This is a genomic window from Methylobacterium guangdongense, assembly GCF_038442355.1.
Taxonomy (GTDB): domain Bacteria; phylum Pseudomonadota; class Alphaproteobacteria; order Rhizobiales; family Beijerinckiaceae; genus Methylobacterium; species Methylobacterium guangdongense.
In genome coordinates, this window is the sequence record NZ_JBBXMX010000011.1 from 17,897 (window position 1) to 31,424 (window position 13,528).

Sequence of the window (13,528 nt, forward strand, 5' to 3'; positions counted from 1 at the left end):
AGGCGCGGCGTCGGGGCCCCCCTTGTCACCCTCGATCGCGGGACGAGGCAGGTGCGCGGGCGTGCGGCCGGTTGCGGGCCTTCAGCCAGATTGCGGTGTCGAGCAGGACGACGGGTGCCACCGCCAGGGACACCGCCAGGGTGCGGCCGCGGCGGGGATCGGCGGGGGTGGAGCGGGCCGCCGGCAGCCCGCCGTCGCGGAGGTCGCCCGCCACGCGCACGCCGAGCTGCCGCTCCGGCTCGGAGGAGACCAGGATGGCCACGCCCGAGGCGATCTCGGGCAGGCCGTAGAGCCGGATGAGGCCCGCGTGGCCTTCCAGCCCCGCCGCTTCGGCGACGCGCCGCGGCGCGAAGGTCTCGGCGAGACCGAGCCAAGCCAGCCCGCGGGCCCTCGTCCGATCGTCCATGGGATTCCGGCTCCGGGCGCCCGCTCCAGGACAGGCCAACCGGGCGGTCCGGGTCGTGTTCCGGGCGTTTCCCGGCTCGGAACTTCGGCGCGGGGGTCTGATTGGACAGGCAGGCGCGGGGCAATGCCGGGCACGTCCCGTCGCCGCGGATCCTCCCGCCGAAAGCGCGAAGGTTGTGCGCCCCATGATCCTGAACCTGCAGTCGGCGCAGGTCGCAACGCGGAGCGACGACGCCGAGAGCCAGCTCGTCTTCGCGGACGGCTTCCTCGTCGCCGTGCTGGTCCGCCTGTCGGAGCAGCACGGAGCGGACGCGGGCAAGTGGTTCCTCGAAGCGGGCTTCGGTCCGATCGACCCGATCAACCCGCCGGTCTTCGCCAATCTCGCCGTCGCGCAGGTCTGGATCCTGCAGCAGCTCGCCAATGACGATTGAGCCGTCCGCGGTCCGGTGCGCCCTCAGCTGAACCGACCGAGCCAGCGCAGGGCGTGGCGCAGGCGCGCGGTGGCGTCGCCCGCGAACCATAATCCGTGCGCGAAGATGACCCGTTCCGGCTTCAAGGCGATCAGCTCCGCAGCCGCCCGTGCCGCCGCTCGACGCCGCAGCTTGATCACGAGGCGCAGATAGGGCGGCGGCTGTCCGTGGGGCGTCGTCATGCGGGCCAGCTGCAGGAACGGCCGCACCAGGGCCGGCATCTTCGCCGGCTCGAGGTTGAGGACGAGGTCGGTCAGGATCAGGGTCCGGCTCGCGTCGTGGAAGAAGCCGACCTCCCGGAACGACAGGCCGCCCGGCACGACGGTCTGGCGCAGGTCCGCTTCCCAGTCCGGCGGTGCCGCGTCCGCCAGCACCCGGTTGATCCGCAGGCCGGAGCGGCGGACCTGCCCCCGCCGGCGCAGGTTCGGGGCTGCCCAGGTCAGCGCCTCCGGGCAATGGTCCTGCCACGCCTTCAGGTAGGTCCAGTGGGCGATATTCGGCGCGACGAGATGGCGGATCGGCCCGAGCGCCGCGATCTCCCGATGCAGGCGCGGATCGTAGCGCGTCGGCGAGTGCAGCCAGAGCGCGCCGTCGCGGAGCCGGATGACGGTCATCCGGACGGGGAGCGGGATGCCGAGGGCGCGCAACGGCCCGCTGTCGACGATCCACACGCCGTCGGCCACCGCCTTGAGCACGTCGAGCGGGGGATAGGTGGCCTCGGGCAAGGATGGGTCTCCGGTCGATGGCCGGCCGCTGGACGCGGCGCAATCGGCCCTAGCGGAACGCCGGGAACCCATGGGGTTTCCCGGGTCGATCGCCGCAGGGGCCCGCTACGCCCGCAGGCCCTCCGGGGTGATCGGGCGGGCCGGAAGCGCACGCAGCAGCGCGATCGCGAGGCCGAAGATCGTCAGCAGGTCGCAGGTCAGACCGAAGGCCGAGCCGACCAGCAGGTTATGGCCGGCCCAGCACAGGGAGGCGCCGAGGAACAGCAGCCGCATGGGCTGGGGCGCCGCGTGGAGGCGCGCGCCCTCTGGCAGGCCGAGGGCGGCAGCTTCAACCTGCACCTGTTCCAGGCCGAGGCCTGATCCAGCTTTCAGCCGACCTCGATCGGCGCGTGCTTGCCGTCATGCGCGGAGCCGGTTTCGAGGCTGCGCGTCTCGGCGGCGTGCTGCTGGTCCCGCGCCGGCGGCGGGTAATCCGCGAGCGGACGCCAGGGGGCCGCCGGGACGCCCTGGCGGAAGCCTCCGGGCCGCAGGAACAGCCAGGCGGCGACGGCCATCCAGGGGATGACGAAGAAGGCGAAAGCGGCGAGCCCCACGGCAGAACTCCGGGCAGGGGTGGCGGTCCGGGAAAACGCCGCAGCGGCGCAGACGGATCCCGCCGCCGCAGCCGGCCTCAGAACCGGGCGACGAGACCGACCCCGGCGATCATCAGGGCACCGCCGAGGATGCGCCACAGGCTCGCCGGGTGGACCTTGAAGCCGACGAGGCCGAAATTGTCGAGCAGGATCGAGGTGACCACCCCCGCGGTGACGATCAGGCCGAGGAAGGCGGCGGCTCCGATCCGCTTGGACAGGTAGAGCTGCGCCGCCGTCAGGCCCGCGCTCATCAGGCCGCCGAGCCAGGCCCACCAGGGGACCTCGGCGAGGCGACCCATCCCGGGCAGACCGAACGCGCCGCTCACCACCATGATCACCGCGATGGTGACGATGCTGACCAGGAGGCTGACGACGCCCGCCAGGAGCGGCCGTCCAAAGGATTTGGCGAGGCCCGCATTCTGGCCCGGCTCGACCGCGCTGGCGAGGCCGGCGAGCAACGCGAAGCCGTAGAGGAACAGCATGCGACGATCCTGATCGGACGGGGAGGGGCGTGCGGGCGGTCAGAACGCCGCCACCAGGGCGACGCCGACGAGCATCAGGACACCGCCCGCGATGCGCCAGCGGCCGGCGGGATGGCGCTCGAAGCCGACGAGGCCGTAGTGATCGAGGGCGATCGAGCCGACCACGCCCGCCGTGATCACGCAGCCCAGGAAGGGCGCGGCGCCGATCTGCTCCGAGACGTAGAGCTGCGCCAGGACAACGAGGGCGCCGAGGATGCCGCCGGGCCACGCCCACCAGGGGACCGGGGTGGCCTCTTCGGCGGTCGACGGGTTCCACAGCCGGACGACCACCATCGCGCCGAGGAGGCAGACCATCGCCAGGGCGAAGCAGAAGATCCCGGCCAGCATCGGCTGCCCCGTGGCCTTGGCCAGCGTCGCGTTCTGGCCGGGCTCGATGGCGTTCGCGACGCCGGCCAGCAGGGCGAGGCCGTAGAGATACCACATGGCGGCGTCCGGGTTGTCGCGCGAAGGAGCCGCCGGCGCAGACGGTCTGCTGCGAAACCCGTCGGGTCGGCGGATGACTGCATCACATCCGCCGCTCGACCCGGGACAGATCGCCTCAGTCGGTCTACTGTTTCAAATATAGGGCTCGAATAGTGGTCTCGGGAAAGTTCTGTACCCTCAAGCTGTTTGCATACGACAGCCAGGGGACCGGATGGACGCCCGCAGCCCGACGACGTCGCTGAGATCGCAGGACCATCCGGCGGAGCTGACCCTGCGCGGCATCGCCCTGGGCGCGGCCATCACGGTCGTCTTCATGGCGGCCAATCTCTACATGGGGTTGAAGACCGGGATGACGTTCTCGTCGTCGATCCCGGCCGCGATGATCTCGATGGGTGCGTTCCGGCTGATGGGCGGGGCCGGCATCCTCGAGAACAACATCGTGCAGACGCAGGCCTCGGCCGCCGGCACCCTGTGCAACGTCATCCTGGCGCTCCCGGGCCTCGTCCTCGTCGGGCACTGGCACGGTTTCCCGTTCTGGCAGACCACCGCGGTGTGCCTGCTCGGCGGCCTGCTCGGCGTCGCCTTCTCGATCCCCCTGCGCCGCGCCCTCGTGGCGGGCAGCGACCTGCCTTACCCGGAGGGGATCGCGGCCGCCGAGGTGCTCCGGACCGGCCAGGAGGAGGAGGGTAGCCGCGGCCTGCGCGACCTGCTGTCGGCCGCGGGCGTCGCCGGCGCGATCGGGTTCGCCACCACCGGCCTGAAGGTTCTGGGCGACGGCCTCAACGGCGCGATCAGCCTCGGCGGGGCGGCGTTCCGCACCGGGACGGGGTTCTCGCTGGCGCTGGTCGGCGTCGGCTACCTCGTGGGCATCGGCGCCTGCCTCGCGCTGCTGACCGGGGTGGTGATCGCCTGGGGGATCGCGGTGCCGGTGCTGACCGCCCTGTCGCCCGATCCGTCCAAATCCGCCGGGGCGGCGGCCGAGGCCGTGTGGTCCGATCAGGTGCGGCTCATGGGGGCCGGCATCATCGCGGTGGGAGGCCTTTGGACGGTCGGCTCGCTCGCCAAGCCGATCCTCGGCAGCATCCGCGCGGCGCTCTCCGGTGCCGGCGGCCTCGGCAAGGATCATCCCCGCGAGGAGCGCGACCTGCCGATCATTTGGGTCGCCGCCGCGAGCCTCGCCCTGAGCGTGCCGCTGGCGGGCCTGTTCTGGGTCTTCGCCCAGCCCGCCGATCTCGGCGGCCTGCTGATCGTGCTGGTGCTCGCCGCGACTGTGTTCACGGTGCTGTTCGGCTTCCTGATGGCGGCGGCCTGCGGCTACCTCGCCGGCCTCCTCGGCTCGTCGTCGAGCCCGATCTCCGGGATCGGGATCCTGACCACGATGGCGACCGCGCTGCTGCTGCCGCTGATCCTCGGCCATTCCGCCGGGCCGGAGGGCGACCGGTTCGTCACCGGCATGACCCTGCTGCTGACCTCCGTCATCGTCACCACCTCCTCGATCGCCAACGACAACCTGCAGGACCTGAAGACCGGCCAGGTGCTCGGCGCGACGCCCTGGCACCAGCAGGTCGCGCTGATCCTCGGCGTCGGGATCGGGGCCGTGGTGATCGCCCCGATCCTGTCGCTGCTCTACGAGGCCTACGGCTTCGTCGGGGCACCGTTGCGCGAGGGCCAGGATGCGGGAAGCGCCATGGCGGCGCCCCAGGCCGCCCTGATGACCCAGATCGCCAGCGGCATCGTCCACAGCGCGCTGCCCTGGCGCATGGTGCTGATCGGGGCCGGGCTCGGGGTGGTGCTGGTCGCCGCCGAGACGTGGCTGAAGCGGCGCGACTTCACCTTCCCGGCGCTGACCGTCGGGATCGGCATGTACCTGCCGCTGTCGGTCGAGATGACGATCGCCATCGGCGGCATCCTCGGCTGGGTGGCCGAGCGCCGGCTGCGCGCCCGGGTCGGGGCCGGGGGCGACACGGCGGCCGACAAGGCGGTGGGCGCCGCGCGCCGCCGCGGCGTGCTGCTCGCCTCGGGCTTCCTGGTCGGGGAGAGCTGCGTCGGCGTCCTGCTGGCCGGCGCCGATCTCATGGCGGGGCACAGCGCGGCGCTCGCCATCGCGGGGAAGGGCTTTGCGCCCTACGCCACGGGGCTCGGACTCGGGGTCTTCCTGGCGGCCCTGGCGGTCTACCTGCGGATGGTCTCGACCCCGGAGCGGCGCGCGTCCTGATCCGGCTCTACCGATCAGGCGCCCGCGGCCTCGCCGAGCAGCGTGCGGATGAAGCGCCGCGTGCGCGGATCCTCCGGCGTCCCGAACAGGTCGGCGGCCGACCCCTGCTCGACGATCCCGCCGCCCTCCAGGAACACCACCCGGTCGGCGACGCGACGGGCCAGACGCAGGTCGTGGGTCGCCATCAGCATGGTCATGCCCTCGCCCGCGAGACCGGCCAGCACGTCCACCACCTCGGCGGCGAGTTCCGGATCGAGGGCCGAGGTCGGCTCGTCGCAGAGCAGCAGGCGCGGGGACGGCGCGAGGGCCCGGGCGATCGCCACCCGCTGCGGCTGGCCGCCCGACAGGCTGGCGGGCCAATCCGCCGCCTTCTGGGCGAGGCCGACGCGCTCCAGCAGGTCCAGCGCCCGGGCCCGGGCCTTCGCGGGCGGCCACTTCGCCACGGTGACGAGACCCTCCATCACGTTCTCGGCCACGGTGCGGTGGGGGAAGAGCTGGAAGTTCTGGAACACCATGCCGGTCTGGCGGCGCACGGCGAGCACGTCCCGCCGGGCGGGCGGATGCCCGGGCCGGAAGGCGAGGCGGATGTCGCCGAGGGTCAGCGTGCCGCCCTGCGGGATCTCCAGCAGGTTCACGCAGCGCAGGAGCGTCGACTTGCCCGAGCCGGACGGGCCGATCAGCGCCGTCACCTGCCCCTCCGGAATGGCGAGGTCGACCCCCCGCAGCACCGGGTTGGCGCCGAACCGTTTCTCGATGGCCGACAGGGCGATCATGCGCGCGCCTCCAGATAGCCGCCGTAGCGCCCGAGGCGCCGTTCCAGGAGCGTCTGGAGTCCGGACAGGAGCGTGGACAGGACGAGGTAGATCAGCGCGGCCTCGGTGTAGAGGATCAGCGGCTCGTAGGTGACCGCGACGATGCGCTGGGCCGCCTGGAACAGCTCGGGCACCGTGATGGCGGCGGCGAGGGAGGTGTCCTTCACGAGGGCGATGAAGGTGTTGGCGAGCGACGGCACCGCCACCCGCGCCGCCTGCGGCAGGATCGTGCGGCGCAGCGCCTGGGCGGGTGTCATGCCGATCGCGTAGGACGCCTCCCACTGGCCTTTCGGAATGGACGCGATGGCGGCCCGGATGATCTCGGACGTGTAGGCGCCGACGTTCAGGGTGAACCCGATCACCGCGGCCGGGAAGGCGTCGATCAGGATCCCGGCGCTCGGCAGGCCGTAGAAGATCACGAACAGCTGCACGAGGAGCGGGGTGCCCCGGAAGATCCACACGTAAAGCCACGCCAGCGCTGCCACGGGGCGCGGGGCGAACAGGCGCACGAGGGCCGTCCCGAGCCCGAGACTGAGCCCCAGCGCGAAGGCGATCAGCGTCAGCGGAACGGTGAAGCGCAAGCCCGCGACGAGCAGCGGCCCGAGCGACTGAAGCATGAGGTCGAGCCAGTGCGGCACGGGGCGGTGATTCCTTTCGGGGGAAGGGAGTTCTTTACACGGCTGTATCGGAGAATGGGCCGGATCCGCGCATGCTCCCGCCCGCTTGCGGACAGCGGATTCACACGTCCCTGCCGAACACCCAGGTTCTGAGAAACAGGCGCTTTTCCCTCCCCCTTGCGGGGAGGGGCCAGGGGTGGGGGTGGTTCAGGATGGGGCGCAGCGTTGCCTTCTACACCACCCCCACGCGGGATCTGCGATCCCCAAACTCCTCCCCGCAAGGGGGAGGAGAGCGCGTTGCGGCTCGCGCAGTGTCGATATTGTGGCCCGCTGATGAGAGAACTGGACAAACCTACTTCGACACGTCCGTCCCGAAATACTTCTGCGCGATCGCCGCGTAGCTGCCATCGGCCTTGATGTCCGCCAGCGCCTTGTCGAGGGCGGCCTTCAGCGCGGGGTTGTTCTTGCGCAGGATGATCCCGGAGGCGTCCGCGTCGGCCTGCTCGGCGGCGATCTTCACCGGGGCGTTCGGCTTCTGCTTGTGGAAGTCGAGGAACGACAGGCTGTCATTGATGGTGGCGTCGGCCCGCCCGGTGATCACCAACTGGACCGATTGATCGAACCCGTCGGTGCCGACGAGCTGCGCCCCGGATTGCTCGGCGAGGCGGGCGAAGTTGCTGGTCAGGCTCTGGGCCGCCTTCTTGCCCTTCAGGTCGGCGAAGGACGTGATGTCGGCCCGGTCGGCCTTCGTGATCAGCACGGCGCGGGAGCGGATGTACGGCTCCGAGAAGTCGAACTTCGCCTGCCGCTCCTTGGTGATGCCGACTTGGTTGATCACCACGTCGTAGCGCCCGCCGTCGAGCCCGGCGATCAGCCCGTCCCACTTGCCTTCGAGGAATTGCGGCGTGACCCCGAGCTTCTCGGCGACCTTGCGGCCGATCTCCACGTCGAACCCGGTCAGCGCCCCGGAGGCATCGTGGAACGTGAAGGGCGCGTAGGTGCCCTCGGTGCCGATGCGCAGGGTCTTGGCGGCCCGGATCGTGTCGAGATCGTCGGCCCGGGCGGGCGCACCCAGGAGAAGGGCCGAGACGGCCAGCATCGCGGCCAGACCGGTCGAGAAACGTCGCATCCGAAAATACCTCAGGCCGATAACACTATTCTCTCGCGGTGACCGAAGTCGATCCCGGCCCCCGCGCGCATTGCGTCAATGAATCGAGGCCGGCCGTCAAGGCAAGGAAGCGGATCGATCGTGGCAAATCCCCACTCCATCGCGCCGGTCTAGTTCGGCCGCGTCGGGATTGCCCTGGGGCTCGGGCCGAAACTAAGCTGGCGCTCCTGTCACACCGACGGCTCCTCATTGCGACACTGCCGCATGGCGTTCGTGATAGGAGGCGGCCCGCCTCGTTCATCCGATGATTCGCGGGGCGGAACCCCTGGCTCCGCGGCAGAAGGACCGCCCATGACCTCGTTTGCCCAGCCCTATCGCGGCGTCTTCCCGGTCGCCCCCACGGTGTTCGACGCCTCCGGCGCCCTCGACCTCGACGGGCAGCGCCGGGCGATCGACTTCATGATCGATGCCGGCAGCCACGGCATCTGCATCCTCGCCAATTTCTCCGAGCAGTTCGTGCTGACCGACGACGAGCGCGAGCGGGTGATGGACGCGGTGCTGGACCACGTGGCGGGCCGCGTGCCGGTGATCGTCACCACGACGCACTTCGCCACGCAGGTCTGCGCCGAGCGCTCGCGCCGGGCGCAAGACGCCGGGGCCAGCATGGTGATGATCATGCCGCCCTATCACGGCGCCACGATCCGCGTGCCCGAGGCCGGCATCTACGACTTTTTCCGCGCCGTCTCGGACGCGATCTCGATCCCGATCATGATCCAGGATGCACCGGTTTCGGGCACGCCGCTCTCGGCCGCGTTCCTGGCGCGCATGGCCCGGGAGATCGCCAACGTCTCCTATTTCAAGATCGAGACCGCCCAGGCGGCCGCGAAGCTGCGCGAGCTGATCGCGCTCGGCGGCGACGCCGTGGTCGGCCCCTGGGACGGCGAAGAGGCGATCACCCTGATGGCCGATCTCGATGCCGGCGCCACCGGGGCGATGACCGGCGGCGCCTATCCGGACGGGATCCGCCAGATCACCGACGCCTACGCGGCCGGCCGCCGGGACGAGGCCTTGGACGCGTACGAACGCTGGCTGCCGCTGATCAACTACGAGAACCGGCAATGCGGGCTGCTCGCCTGCAAGGCGCTGATGCAGGCGGGCGGAGTGATTGCCCACGAGACCGCGCGCCTGCCGCTCCAGCCGCTCCACCCGGCGACCCGGTCCGGCCTGATCGAGCTCGCCCGGCGCAACAACGCGCTGGTGCTGCGCTGGGGGCGGTGAGATTCATCGACGGCGGACGCGCAGTGGCCTGACAAGCGCGCTGCTTTCCCCCTGCTGTCATGTTGCGACATTGCAGGAGGCGACGCTCCCTCCCCCCTGTGCGGGGGAGGGGTGATACGGAGCCCTTCGTGCCCGTTCGCGATGGAAATGTGTGGATCTACAAGCCCCGCAGGCGGGGCGAGGGAACTCGGCTTTCACGCCGAGCCTGAACTCCGGTCGGTTCGTCCGTCGCGCCCCAGCACGGCCGACAGGCGCGCCACCGCCTCCCGCGCCAGTTCCGGGCTGATGGCGAAGCAGATCCGCACCAGACCCTCGCCCTCCGGCCCGAAAGCGGTGCCGGGGGCCACCCCGACCTTCGCCTCCCGCAGCAGGCGCAGCGCGAGGTCGAGGCTCGGCTCGTCGCCGCCCATCCGGGCCATCAGGTAGAAGGCGCCGTCCGGCGGCGCCACGGTGACACCCGGCAGCCGGGACAGGCCGTCCACCAGGATTGTCCGGGCCTCGGCGCAGCGGTCGACCATGGTGCGGATGAAGCCGTCGCCCTCGTTCAGCGCCGCGATGCAGGCATGCTGCACGAAGGTCGAGATCGAGGTGGTGCTGTACTGCCCGAGCTTGGCGAAGGTCGGCGCCAGCCCGCGCGGATAGATGACCCAGCCGGCCCGCCAGCCGGTCATCGCCCAGTTCTTCGAGAAGGTATTGGTGACGATCAATCGGTCGTCCGGCTCGCAGATCTGCAGGAAGGACGGCGCGATGTGGTTGCCGTAGGTGAAGTGGGCGTAGACCTCGTCCGACAGGATCCAGAGGCCCCGGGCGCGGGCGAGGTCGCGCAGGGCCTCCATCTCGGCGAGCGGCATGGTCCAGCCCGTCGGGTTCGAGGGCGAGTTGATCATGATCACCCGGGTGCGGGGCGTCAGCGCCGCCTCGATATCGGCGAGCGGCAGGGCGAAGCGCCCGTCCGGTTGCCTCCGGTAGGGCACCGCCACCGGCACGCCGCCGGCGATGCGCACCGCCTCCCGGAGGTTCGGCCAGGCCGGGGAGGGGATGATGATCTCGTCGCCCGGCTCCAGCAGCACCTGGGCGGCCTGCATGATCGCGTTCATGCCGCCGGCCGTGACGGCGAACCGGTCGGGCGGGATCTCCACGCCCCAGTGGCGGGCGTGATAGGCGCCCAAGGCCTCGCGCAGGGCCGGCAGGCCGAGGGACGTCGTGTAGCGGGTGTGCCCGTCGAGCATCGCCCGGTGCGCCGCCTCGATGATGAAGGGCGGCGTCGGCAGGTCGCCCTCGCCGATCCAGAGCTTCACCACATCGGGGTCGTCGCGCCCGCGATCCGCCACGAGGCCGATCTGGCTCGTGCCGATGCCGCGGATGCGGTCCGACAGGAGCGCGTTGAGATCGACCGGGGCGGCTTCGGCAAGGGTCGCGGCGGGGGAATCGGCCATGGGGCGCGGTGGGCTCTCGTGGTGTCCGGCCGCGATCGGCTGGGGGCGCGTCGCGGCCCGTCGGCCCGATGCGGCGCCGGGCCGGCAGCGTCCCGATCGTGGGTTGGGCGCCGACCCTGCCGCGTTCCGGACCACGCGTCCAGACCTGTCGGCGACCCTGCGTGGCGCATCGACCCGGATCGGCACGCAGAAGTTATCGTCTTTTCAGAAATTTCTGAAATTGCTATACGGTGAGTCGCCAACGCTTGGCCGGAGGCCTGCCGTGCTCGCCCATCTCGATCCGCTGATCCTCGCCCGCGTGCAGTTCGGCTTCACGGTGGCGTTCCACATCGTGTTCCCGTCCTTCTCGATCGGGCTGGCGAGCTTCCTCGCGGTGCTCGAAGGGCTGTGGCTCGCCACCGGGCGGCCGGTGTTCATGGACCTGTTCCGCTACTGGCTGAAGATCTTCGCGATCGCCTTCGCGATGGGCGTCGTCTCCGGTCTTGTGATGTCCTACCAGTTCGGGACCAACTGGTCGGTCTTCTCCGACAAGACCGGGCCGGTGCTCGGGCCGATGATGGGCTACGAAGTCCTGACGGCCTTCTTCCTGGAGGCCGGCTTCCTCGGCGTGATGCTGTTTGGCATGACGAAGGTCGGCCCGCGGCTCCACTTCGTCGCGACCCTGATGGTGGCGATCGGCACCTTCATCTCCGCCTTCTGGATCCTGGCGGTGAATTCGTGGATGCAGACGCCGGCGGGCTACGGCACCAATCCGCAGGGCCAGTTCGTGCCGCTCGACTGGTGGGCGGTGGTGTTCAATCCGTCCTTCCCGTTCCGCCTCGTCCACATGGTGCTGGCGGCCTACCTCACCACGGCGTTGGTGGTCGGCGCGGTCGGCGCCCGGCACCTGCTGCGCGACCGGACCAATCCGGCCGCCCGGACGATGTTCTCGATGGCGATGTGGATGGCCGCCCTGGTGGCCCCCGTCCAGATCCTGGCCGGCGATGCGCACGGGCTCAACACCCTGGAGCACCAGCCCGCCAAGGTCATGGCCATGGAGGGCCATTACCAGAGCCACCCGGACGGCGCGCCGCTGATCCTGTTCGGCCTGCCCGACCAGGAGGCCGGCACGGTCCGGTACGCGCTGGAGATCCCGAAACTGTCCTCGCTGGTGCTGAAGCACGCCCTCGACGCGCCGCTCGCCGGCCTCGACAGCCTGCCGCGGAAGGACTGGCCGCCGGTGCCGATCGTGTTCTGGTCGTTCCGGGTGATGGTGACGATCGGCCTGCTGATGCTGCTGCTCGGCTGCCTCAGCCTGCTCGCCCGCTACCGGGGCCAGCTCTACGCCTGGGCGCCCCTGCACCGCTTCGCCCTCGCCATGGGGCCGGCCGGCTTCGTGGCGGTGCTGGCCGGCTGGATCACCACCGAGGTCGGGCGCCAGCCCTACACGGTCTATGGGCTGCTGCGCACGGCCGAGTCCGCCTCGCCGCTCGACGGGCCGGCGGTGGCCGCCTCGCTGACCGCCTTCGTGGTGGTCTATTTCTCGGTCTTCACCATGGGGACGCTCTACCTCCTGCGCCTCATGGCCAAGCCCCCGCAGGCCGGCGAGCCCGGGCTCCAGCCCGGCGCGCCGATCCGGACCGCGGGCATCACGCCCGCCCCCGCGGTCGATCCCGACCGCCATCTCCAGCCGGCCGAGTGAGGCAGCCATGCTGTACAGCGTCGATCTGACTGTGGTCTGGGCGTTCGTGATCGCCTTCGCGGTCTTCGCCTACATCGTGATGGACGGCTTCGATCTCGGCATCGGCATCCTGTTCCCGACCCTGCGGCCGGGACCGGAGCGGGATACCGCGATGAACTCGATCGCCCCGGTCTGGGACGGCAACGAGACCTGGCTGGTGCTGGGCGGGGGTGGCCTGTTCGCGGTCTTCCCGCTCGCCTACGCGGTGATCCTGCCGGCCCTCTACGCGCCGATCCTCGCGATGCTGCTCGGGCTGATCTTCCGGGGCGTCGCCTTCGAGTTCCGCTGGCGCGATCCCGGCCATCGCGCCGCTTGGGACGTGGCCTTCGCGGTGGGCTCGGTGGTGGCGGCGCTCGCCCAGGGGATTACCCTCGGGGCGCTGCTCCAGGGCATCACCGTCGAGGGCCGCGCCTATGCGGGCGGCTGGTGGGACTGGCTGACGCCGTTCAGCCTGCTGGTCGGCGTCAGCCTCGCGGTCGCCTACGCGCTGCTCGGGGCCACGTGGCTGGTGCTGCGCACCGAGGGGCTGCTCCAGCTCCAGGCCCGGCGCCTCGCCCAGCACCTCACCCTCGCCACGGTAGCGGCGATCGCGCTCGTGAGCGCCGCGACCCCGTTCCTCCAGGGGCGCTACTTCGCGCGCTGGCTGGCGATGCCGAACGTGCTCGTCACCGCCCAGGTGCCGCTCCTCGTGGCGCTCGCGGGCTTCGCCCTGTGGCGGACCCTGCGGGGAGGGGCCGAGCGGGCGCCGTTCCTGATCGCGCTCGGGCTGTTCGGCCTCGCATTCCTGGGGCTCGGCATCAGCATCTACCCCGACGTCGTGCCGGGGCGGATCACCATTTGGCAGGCGGCCGCCCCCGAGACGAGCCAGATGTTCCTGATCGTCGGCGCCGCGGCGCTGATCCCGATCATCCTGGCCTACACCGCGTATTCGTACTGGGTGTTCCGCGGCAAGGTCGACACGCACGGATATCACTGATGGTCACCGCATCGCCGTTCCCCCTGTGGAAGCGCCTCGCCTGGTTCGTGGCCATCTGGGCGTTCAGCATCGCGGCCCTCGGATCGGTCGCGACGCTGCTCCGGTTCTGGCTCAAGAGCTGATAGGTTGCCGGGTAACGCCGGCCCCGCCGGATCCAGGTCCCGTCGGA

The 13,528-nt window shown here is 70.9% G+C and carries 16 protein-coding genes; 6 read left to right on the forward strand and 10 right to left on the reverse strand.

Annotation, left to right across the window (positions count from 1 at the left end; translation table 11 throughout):
• Positions 1–25: 25 nt before the first annotated feature.
• On the reverse strand, positions 26–406 hold the full coding sequence (locus tag AAHG09_RS19865) for a hypothetical protein (protein WP_342109214.1): 381 nt from the start codon (positions 404–406) through the stop codon (positions 26–28).
• A gap of 184 nt (positions 407–590) precedes the next feature.
• Between AAHG09_RS19865 and AAHG09_RS19870 the strand changes: the two genes are divergently transcribed.
• Positions 591–836, forward strand: coding sequence for a hypothetical protein (locus AAHG09_RS19870; protein ID WP_342109216.1), 246 nt, complete (start codon positions 591–593; stop codon positions 834–836).
• A gap of 23 nt (positions 837–859) precedes the next feature.
• On the opposite strand, the gene AAHG09_RS19875 is transcribed toward AAHG09_RS19870, so the two are convergent.
• The 5 genes from AAHG09_RS19875 to AAHG09_RS19895 form a co-directional block, all read right to left on the reverse strand.
• Positions 860–1,600 (reverse strand): DUF4336 domain-containing protein, encoded by a 741-nt coding sequence (locus tag AAHG09_RS19875; protein ID WP_342109217.1) that lies wholly within the window; start codon positions 1,598–1,600, stop codon positions 860–862.
• A 105-nt stretch (positions 1,601–1,705) separates the two neighbouring features.
• A complete protein-coding gene (locus AAHG09_RS19880) occupies positions 1,706–1,939 on the reverse strand; it encodes a YgjV family protein (RefSeq protein ID WP_342109218.1) in 234 nt (77 codons plus the stop codon).
• Positions 1,940–1,968: 29 nt separating this feature from the next.
• Complete coding sequence (locus AAHG09_RS19885) at positions 1,969–2,193, reverse strand: hypothetical protein (protein ID WP_342109219.1); 225 nt, start codon at positions 2,191–2,193, stop codon at positions 1,969–1,971.
• Positions 2,194–2,270: 77 nt separating this feature from the next.
• A complete protein-coding gene (locus tag AAHG09_RS19890) occupies positions 2,271–2,714 on the reverse strand; it encodes a DMT family transporter (RefSeq protein ID WP_342109220.1) in 444 nt (147 codons plus the stop codon).
• Between the two features lie 39 nt (positions 2,715–2,753).
• A complete protein-coding gene (locus AAHG09_RS19895) occupies positions 2,754–3,197 on the reverse strand; it encodes a DMT family transporter (RefSeq protein ID WP_342109221.1) in 444 nt (147 codons plus the stop codon).
• A 211-nt stretch (positions 3,198–3,408) separates the two neighbouring features.
• Here AAHG09_RS19895 and AAHG09_RS19900 point away from each other — a divergent pair, with 211 nt between their 5' ends.
• Positions 3,409–5,412, forward strand: a complete 2,004-nt coding sequence (locus tag AAHG09_RS19900) for an OPT family oligopeptide transporter (protein ID WP_342109222.1) — start codon at positions 3,409–3,411, stop codon at positions 5,410–5,412.
• Between the two features lie 14 nt (positions 5,413–5,426).
• On the opposite strand, the gene AAHG09_RS19905 is transcribed toward AAHG09_RS19900, so the two are convergent.
• The 3 genes from AAHG09_RS19905 to AAHG09_RS19915 all read right to left on the reverse strand — a co-directional run bounded on the left by AAHG09_RS19905 (position 5,427) and on the right by AAHG09_RS19915 (position 7,970).
• Positions 5,427–6,185, reverse strand: a complete 759-nt coding sequence (locus tag AAHG09_RS19905; protein ID WP_342109223.1) for an amino acid ABC transporter ATP-binding protein — start codon at positions 6,183–6,185, stop codon at positions 5,427–5,429.
• The gene (locus tag AAHG09_RS19910; RefSeq protein ID WP_342109224.1) at positions 6,182–6,862 is read right to left on the reverse strand and encodes an amino acid ABC transporter permease; all 681 of its coding nucleotides are present in this window, start codon (positions 6,860–6,862) and stop codon (positions 6,182–6,184) included. The genes AAHG09_RS19905 and AAHG09_RS19910 overlap by 4 nt, the downstream gene beginning before the upstream one ends.
• A gap of 331 nt (positions 6,863–7,193) precedes the next feature.
• Positions 7,194–7,970, reverse strand: coding sequence for an amino acid ABC transporter substrate-binding protein (locus AAHG09_RS19915; RefSeq protein WP_412760063.1), 777 nt, complete (start codon positions 7,968–7,970; stop codon positions 7,194–7,196).
• Between the two features lie 330 nt (positions 7,971–8,300).
• Here AAHG09_RS19915 and AAHG09_RS19920 point away from each other — a divergent pair, with 330 nt between their 5' ends.
• Positions 8,301–9,227, forward strand: a complete 927-nt coding sequence (locus AAHG09_RS19920) for a dihydrodipicolinate synthase family protein (RefSeq protein WP_342109225.1) — start codon at positions 8,301–8,303, stop codon at positions 9,225–9,227.
• A 194-nt stretch (positions 9,228–9,421) separates the two neighbouring features.
• On the opposite strand, the gene AAHG09_RS19925 is transcribed toward AAHG09_RS19920, so the two are convergent.
• Positions 9,422–10,663 (reverse strand): pyridoxal phosphate-dependent aminotransferase, encoded by a 1,242-nt coding sequence (locus AAHG09_RS19925; protein WP_342109226.1) that lies wholly within the window; start codon positions 10,661–10,663, stop codon positions 9,422–9,424.
• Positions 10,664–10,925: 262 nt separating this feature from the next.
• On the opposite strand from AAHG09_RS19925, the gene AAHG09_RS19930 reads away from it, so the two are divergent.
• The 3 genes from AAHG09_RS19930 to AAHG09_RS19940 are packed head-to-tail and all read left to right on the forward strand — an operon-like array spanning position 10,926 to position 13,481.
• Positions 10,926–12,344, forward strand: coding sequence for a cytochrome ubiquinol oxidase subunit I (locus AAHG09_RS19930; RefSeq protein ID WP_342109227.1), 1,419 nt, complete (start codon positions 10,926–10,928; stop codon positions 12,342–12,344).
• A gap of 7 nt (positions 12,345–12,351) precedes the next feature.
• Positions 12,352–13,359: a cytochrome d ubiquinol oxidase subunit II gene (gene cydB, locus AAHG09_RS19935; protein ID WP_342109228.1), complete on the forward strand. Its 1,008-nt coding sequence runs from the start codon at positions 12,352–12,354 to the stop codon at positions 13,357–13,359.
• On the forward strand, positions 13,359–13,481 hold the full coding sequence (locus AAHG09_RS19940) for a DUF2474 family protein (protein ID WP_342109229.1): 123 nt from the start codon (positions 13,359–13,361) through the stop codon (positions 13,479–13,481). The genes cydB and AAHG09_RS19940 overlap by 1 nt, the downstream gene beginning before the upstream one ends.
• Positions 13,482–13,528: the final 47 nt, after the last annotated feature.

Bases quoted from the DNA above. Each gene is read 5' to 3' on its own strand.
- AAHG09_RS19895 (WP_342109221.1), bottom strand. From the start codon at position 3,197: ATGTGGTATCTCTACGGCCTCGCCCTGCTGGCCGGCGTCGCGAACGCC.
- AAHG09_RS19890 (WP_342109220.1), bottom strand. From the start codon at position 2,714: ATGCTGTTCCTCTACGGCTTCGCGTTGCTCGCCGGCCTCGCCAGCGCG.
- AAHG09_RS19870 (WP_342109216.1), top strand. From the start codon at position 591: ATGATCCTGAACCTGCAGTCGGCGCAGGTCGCAACGCGGAGCGACGAC.
- AAHG09_RS19920 (WP_342109225.1), top strand. From the start codon at position 8,301: ATGACCTCGTTTGCCCAGCCCTATCGCGGCGTCTTCCCGGTCGCCCCC.
- AAHG09_RS19905 (WP_342109223.1), bottom strand. From the start codon at position 6,185: ATGATCGCCCTGTCGGCCATCGAGAAACGGTTCGGCGCCAACCCGGTG.
- AAHG09_RS19865 (WP_342109214.1), bottom strand. From the start codon at position 406: ATGGACGATCGGACGAGGGCCCGCGGGCTGGCTTGGCTCGGTCTCGCC.
- AAHG09_RS19915 (WP_412760063.1), bottom strand. From the start codon at position 7,970: ATGCGACGTTTCTCGACCGGTCTGGCCGCGATGCTGGCCGTCTCGGCC.
- AAHG09_RS19900 (WP_342109222.1), top strand. From the start codon at position 3,409: ATGGACGCCCGCAGCCCGACGACGTCGCTGAGATCGCAGGACCATCCG.
- cydB (WP_342109228.1), top strand. From the start codon at position 12,352: ATGCTGTACAGCGTCGATCTGACTGTGGTCTGGGCGTTCGTGATCGCC.
- AAHG09_RS19925 (WP_342109226.1), bottom strand. From the start codon at position 10,663: ATGGCCGATTCCCCCGCCGCGACCCTTGCCGAAGCCGCCCCGGTCGAT.
- AAHG09_RS19940 (WP_342109229.1), top strand. From the start codon at position 13,359: ATGGTCACCGCATCGCCGTTCCCCCTGTGGAAGCGCCTCGCCTGGTTC.